At 44.0% G+C, this 12,266-nt stretch carries 14 protein-coding genes; 10 read left to right on the forward strand and 4 right to left on the reverse strand.

Annotated elements, in window-relative coordinates; genetic code table 11:
- Nucleotides 1-86: 86 nt before the first annotated feature.
- From AACM02_RS03285 to AACM02_RS03295, 3 genes are all read left to right on the forward strand, one after another.
- On the forward strand, nucleotides 87-2,045 hold the full coding sequence (locus tag AACM02_RS03285) for an Ig-like domain-containing domain (protein WP_339116063.1): 1,959 nt from the start codon (nucleotides 87-89) through the stop codon (nucleotides 2,043-2,045).
- Nucleotides 2,046-2,070: 25 nt separating this feature from the next.
- Entirely contained in the window at nucleotides 2,071-2,871 is an 801-nt protein-coding gene (locus tag AACM02_RS03290; protein WP_339116064.1) for a DUF3108 domain-containing protein, read from the forward strand.
- Nucleotides 2,872-2,990: 119 nt separating this feature from the next.
- The gene (locus tag AACM02_RS03295; protein WP_339116065.1) at nucleotides 2,991-3,401 is read left to right on the forward strand and encodes a putative quinol monooxygenase; all 411 of its coding nucleotides are present in this window, start codon (nucleotides 2,991-2,993) and stop codon (nucleotides 3,399-3,401) included.
- Between the two features lie 6 nt (nucleotides 3,402-3,407).
- Here the strand turns inward: AACM02_RS03295 and AACM02_RS03300 are convergent, their stop codons facing one another.
- Both AACM02_RS03300 and AACM02_RS03305 read right to left on the reverse strand, forming a co-directional pair.
- A complete protein-coding gene (locus AACM02_RS03300; RefSeq protein ID WP_332455967.1) occupies nucleotides 3,408-3,995 on the reverse strand; it encodes a uracil-DNA glycosylase family protein in 588 nt (195 codons plus the stop codon).
- Nucleotides 3,996-5,561 carry a sulfatase gene (locus tag AACM02_RS03305; protein ID WP_339117421.1) on the reverse strand — a complete coding sequence of 522 codons (1,566 nt, stop codon included), beginning with the start codon at nucleotides 5,559-5,561 and terminating at the stop codon, nucleotides 3,996-3,998.
- Between the two features lie 126 nt (nucleotides 5,562-5,687).
- Between AACM02_RS03305 and AACM02_RS03310 the strand changes: the two genes are divergently transcribed.
- From AACM02_RS03310 to AACM02_RS03340, 7 genes are all read left to right on the forward strand, one after another.
- Entirely contained in the window at nucleotides 5,688-6,335 is a 648-nt protein-coding gene (locus AACM02_RS03310; protein ID WP_321716211.1) for a redox-sensing transcriptional repressor Rex, read from the forward strand.
- 5 nt (nucleotides 6,336-6,340) lie between these two features.
- Nucleotides 6,341-6,955, forward strand: a complete 615-nt coding sequence (locus AACM02_RS03315; RefSeq protein ID WP_339116066.1) for a fumarylacetoacetate hydrolase family protein — start codon at nucleotides 6,341-6,343, stop codon at nucleotides 6,953-6,955.
- Nucleotides 6,956-7,014: 59 nt separating this feature from the next.
- Nucleotides 7,015-8,184 carry a type IX secretion system outer membrane channel protein PorV gene (gene porV / locus AACM02_RS03320; RefSeq protein ID WP_214063685.1) on the forward strand — a complete coding sequence of 390 codons (1,170 nt, stop codon included), beginning with the start codon at nucleotides 7,015-7,017 and terminating at the stop codon, nucleotides 8,182-8,184.
- Nucleotides 8,185-8,199: 15 nt separating this feature from the next.
- Nucleotides 8,200-8,679, forward strand: a complete 480-nt coding sequence (gene ispF, locus AACM02_RS03325) for a 2-C-methyl-D-erythritol 2,4-cyclodiphosphate synthase (RefSeq protein WP_214063686.1) — start codon at nucleotides 8,200-8,202, stop codon at nucleotides 8,677-8,679.
- Nucleotides 8,680-8,691: 12 nt separating this feature from the next.
- A complete protein-coding gene (locus AACM02_RS03330) occupies nucleotides 8,692-9,318 on the forward strand; it encodes a hypothetical protein (RefSeq protein ID WP_214063687.1) in 627 nt (208 codons plus the stop codon).
- A gap of 83 nt (nucleotides 9,319-9,401) precedes the next feature.
- The gene (locus AACM02_RS03335) at nucleotides 9,402-9,950 is read left to right on the forward strand and encodes a cob(I)yrinic acid a,c-diamide adenosyltransferase (RefSeq protein WP_339116067.1); all 549 of its coding nucleotides are present in this window, start codon (nucleotides 9,402-9,404) and stop codon (nucleotides 9,948-9,950) included.
- A 69-nt stretch (nucleotides 9,951-10,019) separates the two neighbouring features.
- A complete protein-coding gene (locus AACM02_RS03340; RefSeq protein WP_071136018.1) occupies nucleotides 10,020-10,241 on the forward strand; it encodes a DUF2795 domain-containing protein in 222 nt (73 codons plus the stop codon).
- A gap of 66 nt (nucleotides 10,242-10,307) precedes the next feature.
- Here AACM02_RS03340 and pgeF read toward each other — a convergent pair whose 3' ends face one another.
- Nucleotides 10,308-11,120, reverse strand: a complete 813-nt coding sequence (gene pgeF / locus AACM02_RS03345) for a peptidoglycan editing factor PgeF (RefSeq protein ID WP_214063689.1) — start codon at nucleotides 11,118-11,120, stop codon at nucleotides 10,308-10,310.
- Between the two features lie 3 nt (nucleotides 11,121-11,123).
- On the reverse strand, nucleotides 11,124-12,266 hold the full coding sequence (gene obgE / locus AACM02_RS03350; RefSeq protein ID WP_332455972.1) for a GTPase ObgE: 1,143 nt from the start codon (nucleotides 12,264-12,266) through the stop codon (nucleotides 11,124-11,126).

Here is a 12,266-nt window from a genome sequence, read left to right on the forward strand (position 1 = left end):
AAACATCAAAACGCTAAAAACTACTTAATTCGTTGTATTTTTGCGCCAATTATGCAAATGACAGGAAGGTAATAATGATAAGGTTGTTGAAATATATACTCATACTCATTTTTCCGGGAGGAATACTGTTCGTATTGAATTCATGCGCCAATATGGCAGCGCCCACGGGCGGGCTGTATGACGAGGCACCACCGCGGGTAGTCCGTTCCAATCCTCAAAACAGCGCATTAAACGTAACCCGCAACATCGTTGAAATTGAATTTGACGAGAACATAAAAGTTGAAAAACCGACAGAGAAAGTGATCATTACGCCTCCGCAGATAAATATGCCTGTGATAAAATCGGTGGGAAAGAAAGCCGTTGTGGAATTCAACGATGAACTATTGCCAAACACTACTTATACGATCGATTTTACTGATGCTATTGTCGATAATAACGAAGGGAATCCGCTCGAAAACTTCTCCCTCTCTTTCTCTACAGGAGATCAACTCGATACGCTCGCCGTTTCCGGCAAAGTGTTATCCGCAGAAAACCTGGAACCTGCTCAAGGTATTTATGTGGGCATGCACACCAACCTGGATGACACCGCTTTTGTAAGGACTCCTTTTGAAAGGATTTCAAGGACTGACTCACGCGGAAGGTTTACAGTAAGAGGATTAGCCGCAGGTAAATACAGGATTTTTGCTCTCGACGATAAAAACAGGGATTATAAATATGACAACCCGCAGGAGGCCATAGCCTTTCTTGATTCCATTGTCGTGCCGTCATCGATGCCTGCTATACGACAGGATACGGTTTTCAAAGACAGTGTGACCATTGATACCGTAAAAACGATAAATTACACCCGTTTTCTGCCTGATAATATTTTACTTCGCTCATTTTCATCCGGATTTCAACGGAAATATTTTCAAAAACACGAACGAACCCAGCGTGAAAAACTTGTTGTCTTTTTTGCGGCTCCAACCCAGGAGCCTGCTTTCGAACTGTTAAAACCGGTATCAGGCAATGAAAACTGGTACGTGATGGAGAAAAGCAAAGATAACGATACCCTTTCCCTGTGGATATCCGACTCATTGGTCTTAAGGCAGGATACCGTTATACTGAAGATGGATTACCTGAAAACAGATTCGTTGAACCGGGACCTTGTGCAGTCGGATACATTGAGTTTTAACTTCCGCGAACCGCGACAAACCCGCAGAGAAAAAGAAAACGAAGGGAAGGAAGAAGAAGTGCGTTTGCTTGCCGTTAATCACAATATCCAATCTTCACACGAAATTTACTTGCCGGTTCAGTTGGAGTTTGAACAACCGGTAATCGATTTTGATTCATCGAAAGTTCACCTCACATACGAAGTGGACTCTGTTTTCTCGCATGTCCCTTTCACTATGCTTGGCGACACGCTCAACCCCCGAAAGTATACGCTTCGGCACAAATGGGAACCCGGAGGGAAGTATAAATTAACCATCGATTCAGCGACTGTTCACAGTATTTACGGATTGTGGAACAACAAGGTAGAGCAGACGTTTGCCGTAAAAGCACTGGATCAGTACGGAAACTTAATGTTTCAGCTGTCGGGACTGCCGGTAGGGAAACCGGCTTATGTAGAGTTGCTGGACAAATCGGATAAACCTTTTCGAAAAGTACGTGTCAAAAACAGCGAAGCCCTGATTTTCGATATTAATCCGGGAACGCTGTATGCCCGACTTTTCATCGATGACAACGAAGACGGTGAATGGACGACAGGTGACTATGAGAAGGGTAGACAGCCCGAAAGAGTTTACTATTATCCGGGTGCGTATGAGATTAGGGCATACACTGACCATGAAGAGTCGTGGAATGTGACGGAGTTGCCGTTAGACAAGCAAAAACCGCTTGATGTCACTAAAAATAAACCCGAAGAAAAGAAACGCCGTAACCTCAACGAAGAACGCGAACGCCAGCAACAGCAGCAAAACCGACGCGGAGGAGCTTCTTTTCCCGGCGGGGCCGGAAGTATGGGCGGACCGGCCACTCCAATGCAGAGACCGGTTGCTCCTGCCCGATAACCGCACTTAATCCAAACGAACGAAAATGAACAAAACGATTCAATTGTTTCTCTTATTTATCTTGGTTGTCTCCCTGCCTCAGGGAGCAATTGCCCAGTGTAAGATCATCAATAACTCTTTTAAAGACGGAGAGAACATCTCTTACGATTTGTATTTCAATTACGGCATAGTGAATGCCAAAGCCGGCACAGGATCATTAAAGACCAATCTGGTAAACTACAAGGGCAACAGCGCTTTCAATGTTCGCATGTTGCTTAATACGAGTGGATTGGCAGGAAGTGTTTATACGGTTAATGATACGCTTGTGTCGTATATCGACATGAATTTGCGACCGCTGCTCTTCACTAAAAATGCATTTGAAGGAAAGGATTATTCCCGGGAAGTGCAGTCTTTCAGTTATGTAGAGGATGGGATAAAAGTAAGGACAAACCGTGTTTTTAACGGAAAAAAGAAATTTGAGGAAACCATTACTACCCATGAATGTACATACGATTACCTGTCGGTATTGGCGTTGATCCGGAACCTGGACTACACGGATATGGAACCCGGTGACCAAAAGCAAATACAGTTTATTTCCGGAAGAGAGATCGTGAACATGGCTGTAAACTACAACGGTTTGTCCAAGATTAAAGCCAATGACGGGCAAACCTATAACACGGTTCAAATCTCCCTGACCATCTACGATAAGGCGTTTAAAGACAAGAAAGAGGCTATTAGTGCTTCATTGACCGATGATACGAACAGAATTCCCATTATCATCAACACGCATTTAAAGATTGGAGCTATACGCGCTGTGCTGAAAAATGTTTCCGGTCTGCGAAATTAAGAAACTGTTTTGAAGTTTCCTTTTGTTCCATACGCCGTATGATGCGAAAATCCAGGTTCATAAAAAATGACACAAACAGTGCATAAATAATCAAAACAGTTTTTAAATTTTCTTAACCTATGCAAAAGCAATTTTTTCTTTTCTGTGTGCTTTTTCTGACGCTTCTTTCTGCTTATCCCCGCCATTCACAGGCACAAAATGCAGGTGAACCCTATGTGATTTTGGTTGAATTTACGTTGGATGAGAGCCGGGTAGATGAGGCCATAGAGTTGTTATCAGACATTCAATTGCAAACCCTTGAAAACGAGGAGGGTTGCCTGGTTTACGATGTTTTGTTGAGTGAAGAGGATCCTGCTCGTGTATTTATCTACGAGAGCTACGAGAGTGAAGCTGCATATAAAGTGCATTCCAATGCTTCTTATTTTAAAGAGATTGTTCTGAAAAAACTGAAGCCACTCATCAAAAGCCAAAAGATAACCAAGGTATTTCCATTGAATTTCGAAGGAGTGTTAGGTGACGCTGAGATTTAACGCTCTCTAAAGAATTTCCATCTCTGTAAAAAGTTGCCTGTATATTTTGGCCTTTTCGGATAATGGCCTGGGGTATGCTCTTGATGAGGAAGGCATCCGGTAAAATTTGTATTTCTTATTGAGGAAATCAACGGTCACGCTGTTCCCAATCTTAGGAATGGGAGTTGTGGCGGGAAAAAGCGACCGAAGAGTCTCAGTCGCTTTTTCACCGGTTGTAGCGAACGCTTTGCAGTCAGGGATTTTCGATAAAATGTTTTCAAGGTTGAGCGGAGTAACTATTTCCAGAAAATTATCCGACGCATTTCCTTTCAGCCGGTGCACTTCGTGTGCCGTATCACATACGGCAATACCTTTCAAGGATAGGAATTCCATAATTTTTTCTTTATCGAAAGAGGACTTGTTTTCCGAAAGGAAATAGTCTTTTTCATTGAAAAACGCCAGCCCCAAAATCCGCCACATATCGTTTTGGAAATTGGGATAATAGAAATCCATCTTCCACTTCGCCTTCGGTGGAGGAAAGCTGCCCAGCATCAGTAACCTGGTTTTGCCGGGTAAAAAGGGTTGCAAAGGGTGAGTCTCGATTGGAAGCATCATTCAGTTGTCCTTCCTGATCGGGTCATCGTATTGCTCCTGGAGGCGTTTAAGTTCGGCGCAAAGCTCGCCGGTAATTTTTTCGTATCCGGTTTTTCCGTACAGGTTGTTCATTTCCATCGGATCGGCTTGCAGGTCGAACAGTTCCCACTCATCTATGTCTCCGTAGAAACGAATGAGCTTGTACCGTTCCGTTCTCACTCCATAATGACGCCTTACGGCATGTTCACCGGGATATTCGTAGTAATGATAATACAGGGATTTTCTCCAATTAGCGGGAGCTTTTTCGTTTTTGAGTAAAGGTACCAGAGAGACGCCTTGTATATCTGAAGGGATAGGAGCACCCGCAAGCTCAAGCATTGTCGGTGCAAAATCGATGTTTTGAACCAGTTGTGGTATGTCGCCCCGTTTCTTGTATGATTTGGGAAGCCACATAACCAGGGGTGTGCTGAACGATTCTTCATACATGAATCGTTTGTCGAACCAACCGTGTTCACCCATGTAAAAACCCTGATCGGACGTGTAAATGACAACGGTGTTCTCCAGCATTCCGTTTTTTTCCAGGTAGTCGAGAATACGCCCCACATTTTCATCCAGCGACTTTATGGTTTTGGCGTAATCACGCATATAGCGTTGATATTTCCACTCTGCCAATTCGTTGCCTTGTAAGCCAGACGCGTAAAATGCATCAATGATTGGCTGGTAATGAGCATCCCATTTTGTTTTCTGTACAGAATCCAACCGGGCATATTCCCCCTGGATATATTGTTCCGACAACCGGGTGCTGACACCCGGACGCAGCATCTTCAGGTCATTCACAATGTCCATATCGCGGTCGCTAGCGATGCTCATCTCCTGCATTTTTGCTGCTTTTCTCCCTGAATAATCGTCGTAAAAATTGGTAGGGAGCTCAAATGTTTTGTCTTCGTAAGCTTTTAGGTAAGTCGTATCGGACATCCAGTTACGGTGTGCCGCTTTGTGATGCAGGAACAGGCAGAAAGGCTTTTTCTTGTCGCGTCCGTTCTCGAGCCAATCCAGTCCGAAGTCAGTAATGAGGTTTGTGGCGTACCCCTGGTGGTTTTTTCTTCCTTCAGGGGTGATAAAATCGGGTTGATAATAATGGCCTTGACCGGGAAGAATTGTCCAGTAGTCGAAATGAGTGGGTTGACTGTCCAGGTGCCATTTTCCAATCATTGCTGTTTGGTATCCCGCCTGTTGCAGCAGTTGCTGGACGGTTTGCTGACTGCCGTCGAACGAAGTGATGTTGTCGATTTTTCCGTTTTTGTGGCTGTGCTTTCCGGTCAGCAGACATGCACGGCTGGGAGCAGAGATGGAGTTTGCCACGAAAGCATTGGTAAATCTCACTCCGTTATTAGCTATTCTGTCGAGGTTAGGTGTTTCTATGTGGCGCTTGTCATAACAACTCATCATTTGCCGGGTATGGTCGTCCGTCATGATATAAACGATGTTCAACGGTTTCGTATTTACCGTTTTTTCTGTTCCTGTGCACGAAGCCAGCAAGGCTGTTCCGGCGATGGTGAATAATAGATTGTTCTGATTGAGTTCCATTGGCTCTTGGGATTCCGTTTTCACAAAAATAGTTTTTTTTGTCCAATTACGGACTTTTTTCTTTAATTATCTGCCGGGATAAAAATTTTTAGCAAAAAACGAGTATCTTTGCAAATTAAAACAGATCTGTCAATGAATCACGACAACTATCATTCGAGAATCCCTGAACCGGCTTTGCGAAGGCTGCCGTGGTATTTGTCTTACGTTAAGTTGTTAAAAAAACAAGGATACAGCAAAGTGTCTTCTACACAAATCGCCAAAAAGATCAATGTGTCAGCCACTCAAATTGCGAAAGATCTTTCCTATGTAAATGTCAGCGGTAAAACCCGGGTAGGCTATGATATTGATAAGCTGATAGGTGTGCTGGAAGATTTTTTGGGTTTCAAAAAGATGCATACCGCCGTGCTTTTCGGGGTAGGAAGTCTGGGGGCTGCCTTGCTTTCCGATTCGGGTTTAGAGCAATACGGCCTAAAGATACGTGCTGGATTTGACGTGAATCCATCCATCGTCGGACAGAAAATTAACAACATCCCCGTGTTTCACTCCGATGATTTCGCGGCAAAAAACAAAAAAATAGATGCCCAAATTGGTATTCTCACCGTTCCCCCCGATATTGCTCAGGAAGTTGCCGACTTTATGATTGCGGGAGGGATTCAGGCAATATGGAATTTTACTCCTTTCCGGATTCGCGTTCCCGAGCACATTGTGTTGCAGAATACATCGCTTTACGCGCACCTGGCGGTCATGTTTAACCGGCTTGTGAAGGAGGGGTAGCACCAATGAAAATTTTTGCTGTCGGCTTAAATTACGATTCGCATAACCGGGAGATGAAGCGGGTCTTTGAGGCCAGTGAACCGGTTATCTTTATGAAACCCGATACGGCTTTATTGCGTAACGGAAACCCTTTTTTCCTGCCTGATTTTTCCAGTGAAATTCATTACGAAACAGAATTGGTGCTAAAAATTAACCGGTTGGGAAAGAACATTGCCGAAAAATTTGCTCACCGTTATTACGATGAAATTACCGTAGGTATAGATTTTACCGCCCGTGATTTGCAACGGAAACAAAAGGAATTGGGCCTGCCTTGGGAGATAGCCAAAGGTTTTGATAATTCTGCGCCCGTAGGAGAATTTATTTCCATAAAGAAAATACCGGACATTAACAACATAAACTTTCGTCTCGATATCAATGGAAAAACTGTACAGCAGGGGAATAGTTGTGATTTGATTTACTCTTTCGATAAAATCATCGCTTACATCAGTCGCTTTTTTACGCTTAAGATAGGGGATCTTGTCTTTACCGGAACTCCGGCAGGAATTGGAGGTGTATCCATCAACGATCGTCTTGAGGGCTATATTGAAAATAAGAAGCTGCTCGATTTTAAAATTAAATAGCACCAATACAATAAAAAGAGATTATATTTGTTTAGAAATTAAACAACATATACAGATCTATGCAATCGAAATCAAGTTTCTTCACTACCGTTTGTTTCTTGAGCCTATTTATACTGTTTTCCGACAAGGCTTTTGCCCAACAATATAATCCGATTCCCGTGGCAATGCCTTCTCTTCAGATCGCACCCGATGCCCGGGGCGGCGGTATGGGCGATATAGGTGCTGCCTCCATGCCCGATGTCTATTCACAGTATTGGAATGCTGCCAAGTATCCGTTTATATCCGGCAGTACCGGTTTTTCGATCTCGTATACTCCCTGGTTAAGTAAGCTGGTAAACGACATTGATCTGGTGTATCTGACCGGTTTTTGGAAATTCGGGAACGAAAACCTGAACGCTATCAGTACTTCACTCCGTTATTTTTCTCTGGGAGACGTTGATGTATTTGATCAGAACACCGATTACGTGATGGCCGTATCCCCCCATGAATTTGCTTTCGATGTGGCGTATTCAAGAAAACTTTCCGAAACCTTTTCAGGAGCGGTCACCTTGCGGTATATACGTGCCGATTATTCCACGGGAAGCGATGACGTGACACCCGGCAACGCTTTCTCAGCCGATATTTCCGGTTACAATGAGACCTATCTCAACCTGGGACAGTCGGAAGCATTGTTGGGGTTTGGGTTTAATATTTCAAATATAGGAACAAAGATATCTTATGACGGAGGCAACACATCCATGTTTTTGCCTGCTAACTTGAGGGTGGGTACATCACTGGGGCTGCCGGTTGATGATAAAAACAGTTTCTCTTTCAGTGTTGATGTCAACAAGTTGCTTGTTCCGACGCCACAACTGCCTGCTGAAGGGGAGAGCGAAGAGGAGAGGACGAAAAGGGTACAGAAATATGCCGATACTTCTCCCGTTGCCGGTATTTTCAACTCTTTTGGTGATGCTCCCGGGGGATTTAAGGAAGAGATGCAGGAAGTGATCTGGTCGCTGGGAGTAGAATATTCTTACGATAATCGGTTTTCGCTCCGTACGGGGTATTATCACGAGAGCGAATACAAGGGAAATCGCCGTTATATGGCTTTTGGAGCCGGATTTAAAATGAACGCCTTTCAAATTGATGCGGCTTATTTAGTCTCAACGGCCCAGTCCAATCCGTTGGATCAGACCTTGCGCTTGTCGCTCGGTTTTGATATCGATGGAATAAAACAGTTGTTGCGGTAATCGAGTAATTTTTCTATGAAGATAAGGGTAGGTTTTGGATATGACATGCATCGCCTGGCAGAAGGCAGAGACCTCTGGATGGGAGGAATAAAAATAGACTTTGAAAAAGGCCTGCAGGGTCATTCCGATGCCGATGTATTGATCCACAGCATTTGTGATGCATTGCTTGGTGCGGCCAACCTGCGGGATATCGGTTTTCATTTTCCTGACACCGCAGACGAGTTTCTGGGTGTCGACAGTAAAATACTGTTGAAGAAAAGCGTTGCCTTGTTGCGAGAAAATGGGTTTGAGGTAGGTAACATTGACGCAACCATCTGTGCCGAAGCTCCCAAAATGAACCCGCATGTTCCGGCTATGCAAAAGACGTTAAGCGAAATAATGGAGACGGATGTCAACACTATTTCCATCAAGGCCACCACCTCTGAAAAGATGGGGTTTGTGGGCCGGCAGGAAGGCATAACAGCCTATGCAGTAGCTTTAATTTATACATTATAATTGTTCCCGGTTTTGTGTTTCAAGTGGTTTAAACGAAGAAAGCAGGCAAGAGGGTTCGGTATTCATTCTCCTTTTGCTTATAATTTTGTCACCCATATTATTAACGAAGAATATGGGTACACGGCATTTCTGGATATTGACCAGCTGTTACGCGCACACAACATAGAGACGTCCGATAAAAAGCTTCATCATTTGTCATACAAGCTTGTCAGGTATTTTAAACCCGGGAGGGTTCTCGAACTGGATACGGGAAAGGGGATTAATACGCTCTATCTAAGTGCAGCTTCTAAGGATGCCGTTTGTCACTGTTTTGATCCGGAAGGGAAAAATGTGTTGCTGGCAAGAAATTTGCATACAACGTATAACAGGCATGTTGAGTTTATCGATGAAATAGACCTTTCCGAGTTGTACGACGGAATATTTGTCTATTTAAACTCATTTCCTGTTGATATGGAGAGCCTGCTATCGATGAGTTCAGACGATACGTTCTGGGTTATCGCGGGAATAAAATCGGGTAATGGCAAACGTTTCTGGAAGGCTGTCGTCGCAGATGAAAGGGCAAGAATTACTTTCGACATGAAAGATATTGGTGTTGTCGTTTTAAAGAAATCGTATCACAAAGCGAGTTATTTGATTTAAAAAGGCAATTAGACATTAAATAAGAGGTAAAATTCCTGACAATAAAACAACCTGAGTGCCTGAGGCCTAAAATGGATTTTGAAATGAAAAAAAGTACTGTATATACAAAATCGGGAGATAAGGGTAAAACATCGTTGGTTGGCGGCACCCGGGTAAAAAAAACGCATGTCCGGCTAGGGGCTTACGGAACAATCGACGAATTGAACAGTTTTATCGGTTGGTTGAACTGCGGTGTTGATGATGAGGAAACCGGTCTCTTCCTTTCTTTTCTACAACACAAGCTTTTTACGGTAGGCTCTTACCTGGCAACAGAAACAGAGCAGATTCCCCCTAAAGCTGCCAGTATCATCTCCCCGGAAGACATTGAAGAAGTGGAAAAGGAAATTGATCGGATAGACCATACTTTACCCCGGTTGAACCGTTTTATTCTTCCCGGAGGCAATGAAGCTGCAGCACGTGCACATATCTGTCGCACCGTTTCCCGAAGAGCTGAACGAAACGTTTATCGGGTGGCTGAAGAATTTCCCGTAGCCGATTTTGTTCTAATTTTCTTAAATCGTTTGTCAGACTACTTTTTCGTGCTCGCACGATACGAAAGTAACAAGACCGGAAAAGAAATATACTGGGAATAGGATAATATCTGATTTTTTTGTATATTTTTGCGCTAAATTTATGAAACAACAAACCCTAAGGAGATAATTATGTATTGGACACTCGAATTAGCTTCTAAATTGGAAGACGCTCCCTGGCCGGCAACAAAAGACGAGCTCATTGATTTTGCTCAACGTTCCGGTGCCCCGCTTGAAGTGATTGAGAATTTACAGGAAATTGAGGACGACACGGAAGTTTTTGAAACGATAGAAGATATATGGCTCGATTATCCCAGTAAAGAAGACTTCTTTTTTAACGAAGATGAGTATTAATGTTTTCCAAAAAAACAAAATCTTACAGCCGTCCGACTTTCCTGGCGGCTGTTTTGTTGGTAGCCGTTAACGAAGCATTATACCGGAAAGCATTCTTCCAGAGTGCAACGATTGCCGCCGGGCCGAGAAAAACAGGCGGCTATTACCGTAGGTACAGTACCGCGTTTTCTCAATCTGGTGCTTGGGAACGCCCATCCTAATGAGTTCCTGTCGGTTGATTTCCTTGAGATCAATATGCAACTTCCGGGATAAGTTATGGCGATACGAAATGGATTTATTGAGATTGAAGCCGCTTTTTTGAAACTCTTCCTCAACTTCCCTCCCTACTTCGTAATTATCGATGCCGATTGCCGGACCAATTGCTGCGAGAATGTCCCGGGTTTCAGTTCCAAAGTTTTTCTTCATTTCAAGAAGTGTCTTTTCAACGATTCTCCCTGAGGTCCCTTTCCATCCGGCGTGAATAGCACCGATAGCTTCGTTTTTCCGGTCGAACAACAACAGCGGAACACAGTCGGCCGTGGTGACACACAAGAAGTAACCTTTCTCCTGTGTAACGGATGCGTCGTATCCGTAGAGCCTTTCAATTTTTTCTGCATTGGAGAGATTCAGAAACTCAGCGTCAATAAGCAGTACCCTATTACCATGGGTTTGATGCGGAGTTATCAGATCATTGGCCTCTTTGTAGAACTTTCGGGCCACAATGGATCTGTTCTCAAAAATATTCAGCGGATTATCATCGGAGTAATTTCCCAGGTTTAACGACCGGAATTCACCGCGGCTCACGCCGCCTGCCCGTGTAGTAGAGAAATGAAGCAACCGCTGTTCATTGGAGAAAATAGTGAAGAAAAGCAGGTTTGAATAATTGGGGTGGCGAAACATAATTTAGAAATCCTCTTCGTAATAATTTTCTTCTTCCTCCCCGTATTCATCGTCCAAATCCTCTTCAATTTCTTCTTCGGGTTCAAACTCCAGGGATTGAACGTCCAGGCGTCTGTGAACAAGCGACTCCCCCGATGTGGAAACGTGGATGGTCTCTTCTGAATTTAATTCCCTCCAGAGAATATCCTTTAACGCAGGGATTCCGTATCCGGTGATGGACGATATGAAAACATAGGGAATTTTCGGTAAGTCATAGGAAATCTCGTGTATCAATTCGTCGTCCAGCATATCTGCTTTAGAGATTGCGAGAACACGATGTTTGTCTAGCAACTCGGGATTATATTTGGTGAGTTCGTTCAACAGAATGTTGTATTCTTCGTGAATATTTTCGGCATCGGCAGGTACCACAAACAAAAGTAGCGAGTTCCTCTCAATATGGCGTAAAAATCGCAGACCGAGTCCTTTCCCTTCGCTGGCTCCTTCTATGATGCCTGGAATATCCGCCATCACGAACGATTTTCCTTCGCGATAACTTACTATCCCCAAATTGGGTTCCAATGTGGTGAATGGATAATTACCAATCTTTGGCTTCGCTGCAGACACCACGGACAGGAGTGTTGATTTTCCGGCGTTGGGAAAGCCAACCAATCCCACGTCGGCGAGCAATTTCAATTCAAGAATAATCCATTTCTCTTCGTAAGGCTCTCCCGGTTGGGAATAACGCGGTGCCTGGTTGGTTGCCGATTTGAAGTTCGTGTTTCCCAATCCTCCACGTCCACCCTTCAGCAAAACTATTTCTTGTCCATCGTCGGTAATGTCGCACAGGTATTCACCCGTATGAGCGTCATAGGCCACAGTTCCGCACGGTACTTCAATGATTTTGCTGTCGCCTCTCTTGCCAGAGCTGTTGCGTCTTGAGCCGCTTTCACCATGTCCGGCAAAGATATGGCGTTGGAATTTCAAATGGAGCAGTGTCCAGTAGTTTCTGTTGCCGCGTAAGATTATATGTCCTCCATCGCCACCGTTTCCACCGTCAGGCCCGCCCTTTGGGATATATTTTTCTCTTCTGAAATGGGTTGACCCTCGTCCTCCCTTTCCCGATCTGCAAAAGATTTTTACATAATCAACAAAATTTGTTTCAGCCAT

The sequence above is a fragment of the Petrimonas sp. genome, assembly GCF_963921705.1.
Taxonomy (GTDB): domain Bacteria; phylum Bacteroidota; class Bacteroidia; order Bacteroidales; family Dysgonomonadaceae; genus Petrimonas; species Petrimonas sulfuriphila.